Here is a 15,468-nt window from a genome sequence, read left to right on the forward strand (position 1 = left end):
TTTGAATGAACCGCCGCTAGGCTAGGGAGCACACGCAACACTGATCGACAGCAGTTTACCGTCGACTCAACGGCAAGCCAATCGCACTCACCATGGTACCGTTTACTTTTCCCTCTCGTCGATACGAAAAAAAGAGGTCGTCATGACAAATCGTACAGAGATTGACGGTTGTCACATACTGCGAAGCAGCGCCATGCGTCCGCACCTGGTCCTGAATAAGGGCCTTCAAGTCCAAATGTGCGCTCTCACCCCTACGGTTGTGAACCATTTTTTCCCAACCGGACCATCCTTTGCGCAGGCCCTCTAAGACCGGTTCATCCACTTCATAGCAGCAGGCGCCTGCAGATGGGCCGATACTGACCCGCACCTGGTCTGGGCGTGACCCAAAACACGACTCCAAGAGGGACATCGTTTTGGGGACGATGCCTGCCACAGCTCCTCGCCAACCCGCATGGACCGCCGCCACCACTCGATGGACAGGATCATGCATCAAAACTGGAACACAGTCCGCCGTCCGCACCGCTACCATCACGCCTGGTTGATCCGTCACCAGTGCGTCCCATCCTCCTGCAAATCGATCAGTCGGCGTCAGTGCATGATCCACCACAAGCGCGTCCGTTCCATGAACCTGCTTCACCGTCAGGATCCAGGACGCGGCTCCTGCCCCACCTACCCCTTGCCGAGGGACACCAAGTTCAAGATTCAGCCCGGCAGCATGCTGTCGAGTGCCAAAAAAATGCCGGATCCGATTTCGGGTATCGGAAAATGCTGGTACGGTGATGAGTGAAGTTCCCGCCATATCGATTCCCACCATTCCATCATCTGATGAACGAGACGACGTTAGTCCGTTTGCTTGCGAAGAAACGTCGGGACATCCCACTCATCCTCAGCTGTCAGTGCAGCTCGATCCGCCGACTCTCGGGCTTCACTCATACGCCTCAAATATGTCGGGCGGTCGAGATCCTTTATCGGTCGCTCTGTCCCGAGGGAGGCGACGACACCGGCCAGGACTGGTTGGATCGGTTTGGTCGGCCGATTTTGCCCTCGATCTGTCTCCGTCCCGCCGGTTGTCGGATTCTCATCCCGTTCAAATCCAGTGGCAATGACTGTGATGATCAGCTCTTCAGTAATGTCCGGGTTGATAACCTGCCCGACAATGATGTTCGCCTCGGGATCCGCTGTCTGCTGAATGATGGACGCCGCCTCCTCAATTTCATGCAACGACATGCTGGGACCCCCCGTAATATTGAGGAGGACTCCGCGAGCTCCCTCAACACTTCCCTCCTCCAGGAGGGGACTGCACATCGCTTTTTGCGCGGCTTCGATCGCCCGATTCTGTCCCTGGGCAACACCCATCCCCATCACCGCACGCCCAGTGTGTGACATCACGGTGCGGACATCGGCGAAATCCACGTTCACATGGCCGGTTGTCGTGATGACATCGGCGATGCCTTGAATGGCCTGGCGGAGGACATCGTCCGCGACCTTGAATGCTTCGAGCAGGGGAGTGGCTTTATCCACAATGCCCAGTAATCGCTGGTTGGGAATGACGAGCAACGTGTCGACATGCCGACGCAGTTCTCGGATTCCTTCCTCTGCATGCTTGTGTCGGCGCTGCCCTTCATACTGAAACGGCTTCGTGACAACACCGACCGTGAGAATCCCCATTTCTCGGGCAATGCTGGCCACAATCGGCGCAGCACCGGTTCCGGTTCCTCCACCCATACCTGCGGTGACAAAGACCATGTCCGCGCCGTCGATGCATTCACGGATATGTTCTCGACTCTCGAGCGCGGCATCCCGCCCGATTTCTGGTTTAGCCCCTGCGCCCAACCCACGAGTCCGATCGGGTCCGAGTTGTATCTTATAGGATGCCAGGGATCGATCAAGCGCCTGGAGGTCGGTGTTACTCGCGATAAAATCCACACGAGACAATCCGGAGGTAATCATGGTGTTAATGGCGTTGCATCCAGCACCACCGATCCCGATGACTTTGATACGGACCGGCGACAACACATCTTCTTGGAATGAGAACATTGAGCCACCTCCTCCGATCACCCCGCAGGACAACCACAGATCTCCTGCCGGACCAAGGTTAAAAGATCTCTAGCACCTTCTTCGTCCATCCAAACATTCGCGCCCAGGTTCCCCCATTGCGAATCCCGGCTGTTTCTAATTCATCGACATGTCGTCGACCATGCAGCAACAAACCAACACCGGTCGAATGGCTGGGATGACTCACTTGGTCTCGAAGCGCACCGACACCAGAAGGCACGCCACGTCGAGCCGGTAGGTTTAAGACCTTTTCGGCAGCGTCAGGCATACCATCCAAGAGCGAGGTACCGCCGGTGATCACCACGCCGGCGCCCAATATTCCCTCGTAGCCTGCGCGGATAATCTCCCTCCTCACCAGTTCAAACATCTCATCAACGCGTGGCTCCAAAATTTCAGCAACATCCTGTCGTGAAAATGTTCGTGCCGGGCGGTCGCCGACGGACAGCACTTCCACGATCTGATGGCCCGTCAGCAATTCCGTCCGGGCAATGCCATACTGCGTCTTGATCCTCTCTGCCTCGGTCTGCGACGTGATCAGGCCAAATGCCAAATCCCTGGTTAAATTCTGTCCCCCAATCGGAAGAACCGCTGAGTGCCGGATACTGCCGTCCAAGAAAATCGCAAGATCCGTGGTCCCTCCGCCCAAATCGACCATCGCCACTCCCAAGTCGCGCTCTTCTTGACTCAGGACAGCCTCACTTGAGGCAAGCGGTTGCAGGATGATGTCTACGACATCGAGCCCTGCTCGATTCACACACTTTACTATGTTCTGCGCGGAGGTCACAGCCCCAGTGATGACATGCACATTGACTTCCAGCCGATGCCCTGACAAGCCCAATGGCTCACGAACGCCCTCCTGCCCGTCCACCATGTACTCTCGGGGCAAGACGTGAAGGATCTTGCGTTCGTGAGGGATTACGGCCAGAGTACGCGCACTTTCGATTGCTCTGTGAATATCCTCACGGGTGACCTCAGCTCGTTTGAGCGCGACCACCCCTTTGCAATTTTCTGCCGAGATATGGCTGCCAGCGATGCCGGTGTAGACCGAGTTAATCTGGACACCCGCCAACAACTCCGCCTCTTCGACCGCTTTCTTGATCGATTCAACCGTGCTTTCGATATCGACAACGACACCTTTCCGTAGACCTCGTGAGAGACTCGACCCGACACCGATGATATTGAGCCCACCAGCATCGGCGACTTCCGCAACGATTGCGCAAATCTTCGTCGTTCCGATGTCGAGTCCAACAAGAATGTGATCTCGTTTTGGCACGCCCATCACCCCCCTTCCCGTACGATGATTCGATTTTCGTACCGGAGATCGACTTCCCTCACGTTACGGCCCAGACCGTCAGAGTTTCGTGCCTTTAACGTCAATTTGACGCGCCGGAAACGCTCCCACTGCTCCTGGAGTGCCTCATCACCAAATTGAAATCGCATTCCCTGGACGAGAGCCACTAAATTTGAAGGGTTATCCGCGAGCACGTGTAGCCGCCCTTCGAACGATTGCCCGACAACTCTTGCGAGTTCGATGCCAGATACCACCGCATGTCGAACTGATTCTGTCCCTTGCACCAACCCGGACAGACCGATACCAGTGACGAGAGGGAGCGCCTCATTGTCCAATTGGCCGAGCCTGTTCAGCACATGTCCGTCCTCGTCGCACAGAAAGTTCTGAGACTCGGCACGAACAATCACGGCGGGCTTCCGCTCGCTCACGGAGATCCGTAACTCATGAAATGGCAGACGGGTCACTTCAGCCGTTTTGACCCATGGATGAGCCTCGACCTGTTTCTGAATGGCTGTTGTGACAATGTGGTGGAGCGGCACTCCGGGTTTCACTTTTGCCAAATCAAGTACCTGCTGTTTCTCCAGCTGGTAGACGCCTTCAACGCTGATCGTCTTGATTTCCAAAAGCTCTTGAAGTGCAGGCCCGGAGTAGGTCACACCAATCCCGATGAGCGCTGTGGCACACATGGTGCTCGTCACCACCTTCGCCCAACGGACAAGCGTACTCCGTTTTTCCGCTCGCATCCGCCCGGCCTCCTTCGTGGCTCGCTCTCCCTGCGGGTCTTTCCACATGTTCTTTCTCGGTCCTGGAGCCTTTGCCAGGCGCTTCTTCTTGAAGAGTCTCACCCTACGGACTCCTGTCTTCCATCTGAGGCAAATCGCACCACACGATCCAGCGCAGATTGTAAGATCCGCTCGACCAGTGCGTCGTAGCTGATACCGACCTGAGCCGCTGCCATGGGTAGCAGGCTCGTTTCTGTCATGCCGGGCACCGTATTGATTTCCAATACGAAGGGGCGCCCTCGCGGAGTGATGCGAAAATCCACTCGCGCAGCCCCCTCGCACCCCAACACGATGTAAGTCCGACGCGCCATCTCGCTGACTTGTCGAAGTACTTTGGGAGGAAATGGAGCCGGACAAAGATACTGCGTCTTACCCTTGTGGTATTTTGCTGAAAAATCGTAGAATCCTTCCGGCGCGACGATTTCAATCGCTGGAAGCACTTTCACCCCTTCTGCCGCCGTTCCGACAAGAGACACGGCAGCTTCATGTCCCGGTATATAGCTCTCCACCATCGCTTCAGGGTCAAACCGATGTGCTAGCGCAAGTGCTTCCTTCCATTGTCCGGCACGGCGCACGACCGTGACTCCGATGGTCGATCCCTGGGCCACTGGTTTCACAACAATCGGCAACTCGAGATGGGCCTCTCTGAGAATCCTTGCGAGGGCAGGTCTATCCCCTTCGCGCACTACCGTACCAGCTGCCACTGGAACCCCATGTGCAGCAAGCAGGGTTTTAGTCACGGCTTTATGCATTCCTACCGCACTCGCTCGCACCCCGGACCCCGTGTAGGGAATCCCCATTGTCTCGAGGAAACCTTGTATCGTACCATCCTCACCACCAGGCCCATGGAGCGAGAGGAAGGCAATCGCCACATTCTGATTTGCTAGTTCACGGTGCAAACGATCAGTGACATCGATAGCCACCGCGTCATATCCGAGACGGATGAGCGCCTGATGGACGGCCTGCCCTGTTTTGAGAGAAATGTCTCGCTCCGATGAGCGTCCTCCCATGAGCACGCCAATTCGCGCATCTGTGATTCGACCCGTGGCCACCGTCACGTCCTTTCGTTAGCGCTCCCCGACCAGTTTCAACTCCAATTCCAGTTTAATGCCTGTTATTCGAGCGACTCGTGCACGCACTTTTCTGATGAGAGACAGCACATCGTGGGCACTGGCGTGGCCCTGATTGACGATGAAGTTGGCGTGTTTCGTTGAGACGCACGCATCGCCGACCGCAGTGCCTTTGAGCCCAGCCGACTCGACGACGCGTCCAGCCGAATCATTCTTCGGATTTTTGAACACACAACCGGCGCTCGGCATGGACAGCGGTTGAGTATCACGGCGATAGCGCAAATAGTCTTTGACGACTTGCTCGATCTCCGATTTCACCCCCGGCTTCAGCTGAAGCCAGACCCCAACCACAATGCCACGTGGGAGTATCCCCCGACGGTACGCAAAATCGATGCTCTCCGCTTGATGGTCCAGGAGAGTCCCATTCGGCGAGACGATACGCACAGCTTTGACGGTGTTTTTCATTTCGCCTAGCCTCGTCCCTGCATTCATGACCACGCACCCTGCAACGGTTCCTGGTATCCCGGCGGCCCACTCCAATCCGGCCAAAGACTTACGGATGGCATGCCCAATCAGTGTCGGCATCCCAACGCCTCCTTCGACATACAGCACTGAACCCGGTTCCTCTTTGATCGCCCGCAGCTTAGCTAAACTGACAACCACACCTCGGATCCCCTTGTCCCGAACGAGTATGTTGGTCCCACCCAACACACAGATGGGCACGCGCTGTTCGGTCGTCTGCCTACAAAGACGGATGACATCCTCGACATCAGCAGGCTGCACCAGAACATCAGCTGGACCACCGATATGGAACGAAGTATGGTCCTTCAGCGACGCCTGGAACTGAACGGTGCCCCGTAGGCCGGCCACGGCCAATCGCAATCGGCGTTCTCGACCCACCTGTCGTGGCTTTGACTCATGCCGCAAGGTTCGACGCATCTTCAGCCGTCACATGCCCTCAAGACGTGCAAGAATTCCGGTGCCCGCTTTCCAAATATCACCGGCTCCCATGGTCAGGACAAGGTCGCCCGACTTCAGAAACGGGAGTACCTGATCAGGCAAGGTTTCTTTCTGCGCAATAAAGGTGACTGATGGGTGACCAGCCGACTTGATGCTGTCAGCGAGACTGGCCCCAGAAACGCCCGGTATTGGCGGCTCGCCGGCCGGATAGACCTCGGTCATGAACACCGCATCAGCATCATCAAAGGCATGCGCGAAGTCTCCCATACAGTCCCGCGTCCTAGTGTACCGATGCGGTTGGAACAGCACGACCACTCGCCGATTCCACCCCTGTTTAGCTGCTGCAAGCGTGGCTTTCACCTCGGTCGGATGATGACCATAATCATCCACCACCATGATCCCGCTGGTTTCCCCTCGTAGATGAAAACGTCGTTCCACACCGGTAAAGGCTGCCAGTCCTTTACGGATGAGATCACTGGGGACTTCGAGTTCGACACCGATGGCAATCGCAGCGAGTGCGTTTGAAACGTTATGGATGCCTGGTATTGCCAACCGAAATGGGCCCAGGTTCTTCCCGCGGAAAGAGGCGCGGAACTCGGCTCCCCATTGGTTGAGCACGATATCGGTGGCTTGGAAATCCAGGAATGTGCCGCCACGCTCCTGAAGCCCATACGTTTGATACCGCTTCACAATGAGCGGGAACAGGTTTCGAAGACGCTCGTCATCACCACATAGGACGGCCAGCCCGTAGAACGGAATCTTGTTGATGAACTCCAGAAAACTGTCGTTGATTCGCTCCATGGAGCCATAATGATCCAGATGCTCTCGATCTAAGTTCGTCACCGCCACGATGGTCGGAGAGAGTCTGAGAAACGAGCCATCGCTTTCGTCAGCCTCCGCCACAAGCAGATCGCCGCGTCCAAGCCGGGCATGACTACCCAACGCGTTGACCTTGCCACCGATAACCATGGTTGGATCCAGGCCTCCCTGCGCCAACACGTTGGCCACCATGGAGGTGGTGGTGGTTTTGCCATGGGCGCCGGCAATCGCGACTCCGAATTTCAGACGCATCAGCTCCGCCAGCATTTCTGCACGGGGGATGACGGGAGTTTGTTGCGCCTTTGCGATCGCCACTTCAGGATTGCTGGTTGCCACAGCGGATGAAATGACGACGACCTGGGCGTCTCCTACGTTTGATTCCTGGTGACCGATGAAGATCTTCCCACCAAGTTCTTCAAGCCGCCTTGTCGTTTCCGAGGCATGGAGGTCTGAACCAGTCACTTTGTACCCCATCGTGAGCAGAACCTCTGCGATCCCGCTCATGCCCGCTCCCCCGATTCCGACCAGATGAATCTGTTGTGTCTTACGAAACGGCGTCATAGTCGTTGTGCTCCGCCACCCAACGGCGCTGCATTTCCGTTCTCTTCATGATTTCTTTCCTCTTCCCAGCGTAACTACGTTACCCTCCGTTCACTTTTCGAGTCTGATTGTTCTCATATGTCTTATCCATGAGCGCGTAACATTCCCGGACGATCACTTCAGCCGCATCACTTCGCCTCATCGCGAGACTGTGCACCTGCATCGCATGCAACTGCTCCGAATTCGACACGATGGCCACGATCGTCTCGACCAGTTTTGCTCCGTTCAGATTTGCCTGCGGGAGAACAATGGCTCCACCCTGGGCCTCCATCGCCCGTGCATTCTTCATTTGGTGATCGTAAATCGCTGTCGGTAAGGGGATCAGGACCGCAGCCTTGCCACAGGCCGTCAGCTCGGCGATGGTCATCGCACCGGATCGCGCCACGACTAAGTCGGCTGTGCGTAAGACAGCGGGCATGTCATAGAGAAATGGAGCGACTGTAGCCTGTATACCGAGCTTGTGATAGGTCCCGCTAACCCGTTCGAAGTCCACTTCCCCGGTCTGATGAGTGATCGTCAATCCTGGAAGACGTTCCTGCAACAATGCTAGCCCCTCCAACACCGCACTATTGATGGCTTTCGCACCCTGGCTCCCGCCGAAAATCAGGAGATGCTGGCCTCTGTGATCAATTGAGCCACCCGTTTTACTTGATGGGACTAAGAACTCTTGTCGAACCGGTGTGCCAACCACCCGAACTTTTCGTTGATCAAATGAGGTGCCCGCAGACTCAAATGCCAGAAATATTCGTTGCGTGAACGGCGCCACTACCTTATTTGCAAGGCCAGGATGGGCATTTGGCTCAAGAATCACCCGAGCGATGCCTTTCAATGCAGCGGCCGCCAGCATGGTGGGACTCGTATACCCTCCTACCCCAATCACGAGATTCGCTCGGTGCTGTTCGAGAATGCGTAACGACTGCCAAATCCCAATGGGCACGGACAAGAGGCCTCGCAGAACGTCCACCAGTCCCTTTCCCATGACCGGTTTGGCTGTGATCAGCACCAGCTCGAACCCTTCATGGGCCAGTACCCGAGACTCAATGCCACGAGCCGTTCCCACAAAGAGGATTCGTACGGCTGCGTCATGCCGCACAAACTCTCGAGCCAGCGCAATTGCCGGATAGAGATGGCCGCCGGTACCTCCAGCAGCGATTACAATCGTCATCGTCGATTTGACCGACCACGTCCACTTCGATATCGTGTCTCCTCCCGTCCCGCCTGCCGATCTCTCGAGATGCTGAGCAATATCCCGACACCGGTTAGGCTGACGACCAGGGAGGAACCCCCATAACTGACAAACGGCAGTGTGAGACCTTTGGTAGGTAGCAACCCCGTGGCTACACAGGCATTGATCAGCGCCTGGATACCGATGAGTGTCGTGATGCCGACCCCGAGGTAATGCCCAAACGGTGTTTGCGCCCGCGTGGCAATCTGAAATCCGCGAACCACGAATACCGCGAAGAGAAGAATAATCACGCAGGTCCCGACAAACCCCAGTTCTTCCCCAACAAGCGCCAACACAAAGTCGGTATGCGGTTCCGGGAGAAAGAGCAGTTTTTGCTTCCCTTCCCCCAGACCAACGCCGAATAGCCCTCCACTGCCGAAAGCCAGGAACGATTGTGTAATCTGATGTCCCGCATTCAACGGGTCGCGTCCAGGATTCAGGAATGTCATCAGGCGCGGCAGCCGATACCCGGAGGTTAGGATAAGGGCCAAGCCGACGGGTATCGCACAGAGAGCCACGGACGACAGATGAGAGAGACGCGCCCCACCAACAAACAGCAGACCAGCTGTAACGAGTCCGATGACCACCACGGTGCCCAGATCTGGTTCCCTTAACACCAGGCCGCTGAGAATCCCGATCATGATCAACGGTGGAAGCAAGCCGGAAGAAAAATCTTGAAGCCGGTTCTCTTTCCGAGAAAGATACCCGGCGAGATAGATGACCACAATGAGCTTCGCCATCTCCGCCGGTTGAGCCGAGATGGGCCCAAGCTGTAACCACCGCCGAGCACCATGCTTCACTTCGCCGATAAGGACCATAACCAGCAAGCCTGCAACCAGGCCAAGCAGTGGGAAGGAGAGGCGCCTCCACCAGATATAATCGATACGGGATATGACATGGAGAAGTATCAGCCCAAACGTCAGCCAGACCAGCTGGCGCTTGAGGTAATACCATGGATCGTCGAACTTCTTGCCTGCCATCACGGCACTCGCGCTGAACATCATGACCAAGCCCACCAGTGCCAAGGTAATCGTCACAAACAACAAGGTCTGATCCATCCCGACTTGTTTTTGGGCTCGCGGTCTGTCGGTAGGCCATGGCAATGCCAGCGTGCCTGCAGATCGTCGTGACATCGTGCGGTCTCAATGCTCCTCTTTCGTCGCGCCTGTCATGACGGCAACGATTGCACAAGGGATTTAAATTGACGCCCCCGATCCTGATAATCAACAAACATGTCGAAACTTGCACAGGCTGGTGAGAGAAGCACGACATCTCCACTCTCCGCTACCCCTGCCGCCAGTTCCACAGCTTCCTTCAAGGTTCCGACCCGTTCGACCGCCTGATAACCTTCCACCGCGTTGGCAATCAGCACGGCGGCTTCACCAATCAGAATGAGCCGCTTGACCCGCTGATGGATGGAGCTCGCCAATCGAGAAAAATCCCCACCCTTATCTCGTCCACCGGCGATGAGCACAATTGGCCGATCGATACTCTGCAGTGCTTTCAGGGTCGCATCGACGTTCGTGCCCTTTGAATCATTGATAAAACGGACGCCTTGCCGTTCCCGGACGACCTCACAGGCATGTTCGAGCCCAGGAAAATCCCCCAGCACCTGTCGAACGACGGAAATTGGGCACCCACTGAGTAGTGCATAGACGGTCGCGACCATGGCGTTGTCAACATTGTGATCGCCGATGATTTTGAGCTCATTTCTTTCGCATATCGCATAGGTCTTCCCCTCGATATGGACCATGATGCGATCCTGATCAAGATATGCTCCACCGGCGATATCCGGAGGCAATGCGTTCGTCCTCGTGAATCCCAGCACACGCGCTTTCACGGACTTCCGAAGGGAAGCCACGTTGAGATCATCCAGATTGAACAGCGCATAATCGGATGGCGTGAGACGTTCAAAAATACGATTCTTTGCGGCAAGATATTCTTCGATCGACTCGTAGCGATCCTGATGGTCGACAGTCACGTTGAGGATGCCTGCGACCCACGGATGGAACTGTTCCACCGTCTCTAACTGAAAACTCGATACCTCCACGACCAAAAAATCGTAGGGACAGGGCTGTCCATTCTTTGCCGCTTGTCGTGCCTGTAAGGCCGCTTCACTGAGCGCGACTCCGAGATTTCCGCCGACGAAGACTCGTTTCCCACCCTGCTCCAGCATTTTTCCGATGAGGGTGACCGTCGTACTCTTTCCGTTGGTTCCCGTCAAAGCCAGGATCGGAACGGACAGAAACCGCGACGCAAGGTCAAGTTCGCCGATCACCTTCACGCCTCGGCCACGAGCACGTTCCAGGGCCGCCATTCGATAGGGTACGCCAGGACTGATGACGATCAGCTCAGCGTTGTCCAAGGCCGATTCATATCCCTTTCCCAACCTCAGCTGCATGGTCGAAGGATCCAACGCTTCCAGCTCATGGCGCACGTCAGCTCGTTCTTTCCTATCAGCAATCGTCACCTGCGCCTCAACCTCTTGGAGTAGACGGGAAGCAGCAATACCGCTTCGGGCAAGCCCGATGACCGTCACTCGCTTTCCTCGCAGCTCCATGGCGTCGGCCGTGAGCATCGCCGTCACCTCAACTTGAGTGTACTTAAGCTCAATAGCGCAAGCAGAATGGCGATAATCCACAAACGCACCACGACCTTTGGCTCTTCCCATCCTTTCATTTCAAAATGATGATGGATGGGCGCCATGAGGAAGATCCGCTTACCACGTGATTTGAATGACGCGACCTGAAAAATAACCGACACGGCCTCGATAACGAACACCCCACCGACCAACAACAAGAGCAACTCGTGCTTGCTGATCACCGCAACGGTCCCCAGGGCCGCCCCAAGCGGGAGCGACCCGACATCACCCATGAACACCGAGGCCGGGTAGGTGTTGTACCAGAGAAACCCAAGGCTAGAACCCAGGATCGCCGCCGTGAAGACGGCCAACTCTCCGGCGCCATCGATGTGGGGGATGAGCAGATATTCCGACATTAACCGATGCCCCGTAACATAGGCGACGACGGTATACGCTAATGCCGCAACCATTACCGGCCCGATGGCGAGCCCGTCCAAACCGTCGGTAAGGTTGACGGCATTGGAACTTCCGACAATCACCAGAATAGCAAAGACGACATAAGACCATCCGAGGTCAGGCATGAACGTCTTGAAAAATGGCAGACTGAGTTTTGTGTTATAGCCGGGTAATGCATACAAGATGAGCGCAACGACAAGCGCAACCATGATTTGCGCGGTGAACTTTTGAGATGCCGACAATCCTTTCGACCGAGCTTTAATGAATTTAAGATAATCGTCGATAAACCCGATTGCACAAAACCCCAGCGTTGCGACAAGAACCAACCAGACATGCGGCCGTGAGATGTCAGCCCAGAGCAGCGTCGAGAGCGTCACGGCAAAAATGATGAGGACCCCACCCATCGTGGGTGTCCCACTTTTCGCCAAATGCCGTTTTGGTCCATCGTCGCGCACCTGCTGCCCCAACTTAATTTCTTGGAGCTTTCGGATCACCCACGGCGCAAGCACAAATGCGATCAGGAATGCGGTCACAGCGGCGTAAATGATGCGAAAGCTCTGGTATCGAAAGACGTTGAGGAAGGAAAATTCCGTATGGAACGGGTATAACCAGACATACAGCATGGTGTGGGCGTTCCTATGAGGCCTTCTTGGCCGTGCGTTTGATGCCCTGCAGTGCGTTTGCCACAAGCTCTAATCGCATCCCACGCGACGCCTTGATCAGTATGACATCGCCGGGCTTGACGATGGTCTTAACCGCACCGATGGCTGCTTGAGCGTCCGCTACTTCGATAATGTGCGCGTGATCGGACCCTGCCTGCCTGGCTCCTTGAGCAAGACTGCGCCCTAGGACCCCACACGTCACGACAAAATCGATCCCGTGTCGCGTCACAAATTCTCCAACTTCCTCATGCATGCGAACGGCATTCGGTCCGAGCTCTAACATATCTCCTAGGACCGCAATGGTTCTCCGATGTTCACCCGCCTGCGCCAACAGCTCCACAGCCGCTTTCATCGAGGCTGGATTCGCGTTGTAGCAATCGATGATCAGCTTGACGCCACGACTCATGCGAACCTGAGACCGCATGGCTGCAGGTCGGAAATGGGACAAGCCCTGTGCGATCACGGTCCCGGGGAAACCCAGCACCGAACCGACTGCTCCTGCTGCGAGTGCATTCGTGACGTTGTGTCTACCTTGAACTCGAATATGAACGATTGTGTGGCGAGCCTTTCCTGGCAGTTGAAGATGAAAGATCGTCCCATTTCGTCCATCCGACTTGACCTTTGCCGCTCGGACGTCGGCCTTGGCTGAAAGCCCAAACGACACCACTCGGCATCGAGCCCTGCTGGCGAGATAGTCGTAATAGGGATCATCCACATTCAAAATCGCCGTTCCATCCACTGGAAGCAGATCAAGCAACTCAGCCTTGGCCTCGGCTGAAACATCCATACTTCCAAAAAACTCCAGGTGATCCGGTCCAATGTTCGTGATGATCCCAATCGTCGGGCGAACGAGTTCACACAGCGTGGTCGTTTGGCCGACATCGTCAACTCCCATTTCAATGACCGCACCCTGATGTCGGCTATGGAGACGAAACAGTGTGTGAGGAACGCCCACGCGGTTGTTCAGATTGCCTTCGGTCTTGAGAATGTTCCATCGATGGGCCAGCACGCTCGCCACCATCTCTTTCGTCGTGGTTTTCCCGTTGCTTCCCGTCACGGCCACGACAGGGATCCTAAACTTGCTTCGATGGTACGCAGCCAATTGTTGGTACGCAGTGAGTGGATCGCGCACACCAAGAATGAACGGCACTCGCTGTTTCGCACGTGGTGGGATAGAGAGCGTCGACACGTCATAGGAATCCAGGACGATCGCCCCTATGGCTCCCTTCGATATAGCTGTTCCGACAAATGCATGCGCATCAAACCGTTCCCCTCGCATCGCCAGAAAGAGATCGCCCGGTCGAAGTGACCGCGTATCCAGACTAATGCGTCGGATAGGCTGCTCGGGTCGTCTAGAGACATCCCCGGCCAACACTCGAGCCCCGAGAACTCTCTGCAATTCGGTCATGGTCAATAACGCCATCTATCCGCGTTCCTGCAACACCTGACGCTTCGATCGCTTCATTACATACGAACACCGAGTCGCTGAATCGCATCACGTGCGACTTCGCGATCGTCAAAGTGGAGTTTCTCCGTGCCGACAATCTGGTAGTCTTCGTGTCCTTTTCCTGCAATCAGGACCATGTCTTGACCATGCGCCTCTCGCACAGCTTCCTCGATCGCTTGCCGCCGATCGGCAATCTTTCTGTACTGCACATGTGGTCGCTGTCGAAGCCCTTCGATCACTCCAACTTCGACCTGGTCAAGAATGGCCTGAGGATCCTCCGTCCTCGGGTTGTCGGAGGTCAAAATGACGACATCGCTATACCGCACGGCAGCCGCTCCCATCTTCGGTCGCTTTCCTCGATCACGATCCCCGCCACATCCGAACATCGTGATAATGCGCCTCGGCTTTAGCACTTCTGCCGTCGTCAATAATCGAACCAATGCATCTTCTGTGTGCGCATAGTCTACGACCACCGTAAACGACTGCCCTGCCATGACACGTTCGAATCGACCCGGCACATTCAGTACTTTTCGTACAGCCTGATGAATCTGATCTGGAGTGGCTCCTTCATGAAGAGCAACTCCGATGGCAGCCAGCAAATTGTAGACATTGTGCTCACCCACAAGATGACTTTCTATGGGAAAGGTTCCGACAGGAGTGGCCGCCATAAACGTCGTCCTATGAATCGACAACTGCACGTTTTCGGCGCGAAGGTCCGCCTTGTTCTTCAACCCGTACGTCCATACTGGAACAGGGCTGCGCACAACGATCTGGCTTCCATAGGGGTCATCGACATTGAGGATCGCCCGCTTGTGTTTCTTGTGTCCTTCTCCTAATCCCGTAAAAAGTCGCAACTTGGCCTGGAAGTAGTTTTCCATCGTCTTATGGAAATCGAGGTGATCCTGCGTGAGATTTGAAAAGACCCCGATATCGTACTCACACCCACTCGTGCGATCTTGTGCCAGTGCATGAGACGACACTTCCATGACTGCTGTCGCGCACCCGCTGCCGGCCATGTCTGCAAGCAACTGCTGTAATTCGAGCGCACCGGGAGTCGTGTGCGCTGCCGGGATTGTGCGCGTACCTATCTGATAAGCGACGGTTCCAATCAACCCTACTTGCTGGCCAAGCTCCTCCAACAGAGCTTTGCAAACATAGGCCGTGGTTGTCTTGCCGTTTGTGCCGGTTATCCCGATCATCCGAATCCGGCTTGACGGGTCACCATGAAACCGACTCCCCAGAAGTCCGAGTGCTCTTTTGGAATCCTCAACTCGCACGAACGGGAGAGAGATGCCACGCACTGATTCTTGCACAACCAAGGCGCTCACCCCTCCCTTCAGGGCTGCCGGAATGAAACGATGCCCATCAACATATTCACCTTTGACGGCCACAAAGAGGCTCTGAGACGAGGCTTTCCGAGAATCATCAGTGATGGCTGTCACAAGAACATCGAGATCTCCTTGTCGTTCCAGAACCGTTACGCGTCCGTCAAGTGCTTGAAGCATGGTGGCCAGGGTCAT

At 55.7% G+C, this 15,468-nt stretch carries 13 protein-coding genes; all 13 read right to left on the reverse strand.

What is annotated here, in order from left to right; translation table 11 throughout:
• Positions 1-55: 55 nt before the first annotated feature.
• On the reverse strand, positions 56-799 hold the full coding sequence (gene pgeF, locus IPM58_16775; protein MBK9308690.1) for a peptidoglycan editing factor PgeF: 744 nt from the start codon (positions 797-799) through the stop codon (positions 56-58).
• 41 nt (positions 800-840) lie between these two features.
• Positions 841-2,037 carry a cell division protein FtsZ gene (gene ftsZ / locus IPM58_16780; protein MBK9308691.1) on the reverse strand — a complete coding sequence of 399 codons (1,197 nt, stop codon included), beginning with the start codon at positions 2,035-2,037 and terminating at the stop codon, positions 841-843.
• Positions 2,038-2,095: 58 nt separating this feature from the next.
• Positions 2,096-3,334 carry a cell division protein FtsA gene (gene ftsA, locus IPM58_16785; protein MBK9308692.1) on the reverse strand — a complete coding sequence of 413 codons (1,239 nt, stop codon included), beginning with the start codon at positions 3,332-3,334 and terminating at the stop codon, positions 2,096-2,098.
• The gene (locus IPM58_16790; GenBank protein MBK9308693.1) at positions 3,334-4,191 is read right to left on the reverse strand and encodes an FtsQ-type POTRA domain-containing protein; all 858 of its coding nucleotides are present in this window, start codon (positions 4,189-4,191) and stop codon (positions 3,334-3,336) included. Before IPM58_16790 ends, ftsA begins: the two co-directional genes overlap by 1 nt.
• A complete protein-coding gene (locus IPM58_16795; protein MBK9308694.1) occupies positions 4,188-5,138 on the reverse strand; it encodes a D-alanine--D-alanine ligase in 951 nt (316 codons plus the stop codon). The genes IPM58_16790 and IPM58_16795 overlap by 4 nt, the downstream gene beginning before the upstream one ends.
• Positions 5,139-5,195: 57 nt before the next feature.
• On the reverse strand, positions 5,196-6,137 hold the full coding sequence (murB, locus tag IPM58_16800; protein ID MBK9308695.1) for a UDP-N-acetylmuramate dehydrogenase: 942 nt from the start codon (positions 6,135-6,137) through the stop codon (positions 5,196-5,198).
• Positions 6,138-6,146: 9 nt separating this feature from the next.
• Positions 6,147-7,538 carry a UDP-N-acetylmuramate--L-alanine ligase gene (locus IPM58_16805; GenBank protein ID MBK9308696.1) on the reverse strand — a complete coding sequence of 464 codons (1,392 nt, stop codon included), beginning with the start codon at positions 7,536-7,538 and terminating at the stop codon, positions 6,147-6,149.
• 79 nt (positions 7,539-7,617) lie between these two features.
• Entirely contained in the window at positions 7,618-8,742 is a 1,125-nt protein-coding gene (gene murG / locus IPM58_16810; protein ID MBK9308697.1) for an undecaprenyldiphospho-muramoylpentapeptide beta-N-acetylglucosaminyltransferase, read from the reverse strand.
• Positions 8,739-9,935 carry a putative lipid II flippase FtsW gene (gene ftsW, locus IPM58_16815; protein ID MBK9308698.1) on the reverse strand — a complete coding sequence of 399 codons (1,197 nt, stop codon included), beginning with the start codon at positions 9,933-9,935 and terminating at the stop codon, positions 8,739-8,741. The genes murG and ftsW overlap by 4 nt, the downstream gene beginning before the upstream one ends.
• Before the next feature lie 35 nt (positions 9,936-9,970).
• The gene (gene murD / locus IPM58_16820; GenBank protein MBK9308699.1) at positions 9,971-11,380 is read right to left on the reverse strand and encodes a UDP-N-acetylmuramoyl-L-alanine--D-glutamate ligase; all 1,410 of its coding nucleotides are present in this window, start codon (positions 11,378-11,380) and stop codon (positions 9,971-9,973) included.
• A 5-nt stretch (positions 11,381-11,385) separates the two neighbouring features.
• Positions 11,386-12,462: a phospho-N-acetylmuramoyl-pentapeptide-transferase gene (locus IPM58_16825; protein ID MBK9308700.1), complete on the reverse strand. Its 1,077-nt coding sequence runs from the start codon at positions 12,460-12,462 to the stop codon at positions 11,386-11,388.
• 13 nt (positions 12,463-12,475) lie between these two features.
• Positions 12,476-13,924, reverse strand: a complete 1,449-nt coding sequence (locus tag IPM58_16830; protein MBK9308701.1) for a UDP-N-acetylmuramoyl-tripeptide--D-alanyl-D-alanine ligase — start codon at positions 13,922-13,924, stop codon at positions 12,476-12,478.
• Positions 13,925-13,965: 41 nt separating this feature from the next.
• Positions 13,966-15,468, reverse strand: a complete 1,503-nt coding sequence (locus tag IPM58_16835) for a UDP-N-acetylmuramoyl-L-alanyl-D-glutamate--2,6-diaminopimelate ligase (GenBank protein ID MBK9308702.1) — start codon at positions 15,466-15,468, stop codon at positions 13,966-13,968.

Origin of the sequence: Nitrospira sp., from assembly GCA_016715825.1 — a bacterium.
Classification (GTDB): Bacteria; Nitrospirota; Nitrospiria; order Nitrospirales; family Nitrospiraceae; genus Nitrospira_D.

Excerpts from the sequence above, each read along its gene's own strand:
- IPM58_16835 (MBK9308702.1), bottom strand. The coding sequence starts at position 15,468 with ATGACCCTGGCCACCATGCTTCAAGCACTTGACGGACGCGTAACGGTT.
- IPM58_16825 (MBK9308700.1), bottom strand. The coding sequence starts at position 12,462 with ATGCTGTATGTCTGGTTATACCCGTTCCATACGGAATTTTCCTTCCTC.
- IPM58_16795 (MBK9308694.1), bottom strand. The coding sequence starts at position 5,138 with ATGGGAGGACGCTCATCGGAGCGAGACATTTCTCTCAAAACAGGGCAG.
- IPM58_16805 (MBK9308696.1), bottom strand. The coding sequence starts at position 7,538 with ATGACGCCGTTTCGTAAGACACAACAGATTCATCTGGTCGGAATCGGG.
- ftsW (MBK9308698.1), bottom strand. The coding sequence starts at position 9,935 with ATGTCACGACGATCTGCAGGCACGCTGGCATTGCCATGGCCTACCGAC.
- ftsZ (MBK9308691.1), bottom strand. The coding sequence starts at position 2,037 with ATGTTCTCATTCCAAGAAGATGTGTTGTCGCCGGTCCGTATCAAAGTC.
- murD (MBK9308699.1), bottom strand. The coding sequence starts at position 11,380 with ATGCTCACGGCCGACGCCATGGAGCTGCGAGGAAAGCGAGTGACGGTC.
- IPM58_16830 (MBK9308701.1), bottom strand. The coding sequence starts at position 13,924 with ATGGCGTTATTGACCATGACCGAATTGCAGAGAGTTCTCGGGGCTCGA.
- pgeF (MBK9308690.1), bottom strand. The coding sequence starts at position 799 with ATGGCGGGAACTTCACTCATCACCGTACCAGCATTTTCCGATACCCGA.
- ftsA (MBK9308692.1), bottom strand. The coding sequence starts at position 3,334 with ATGGGCGTGCCAAAACGAGATCACATTCTTGTTGGACTCGACATCGGA.
- murB (MBK9308695.1), bottom strand. The coding sequence starts at position 6,137 with ATGCGTCGAACCTTGCGGCATGAGTCAAAGCCACGACAGGTGGGTCGA.
- murG (MBK9308697.1), bottom strand. The coding sequence starts at position 8,742 with ATGACGATTGTAATCGCTGCTGGAGGTACCGGCGGCCATCTCTATCCG.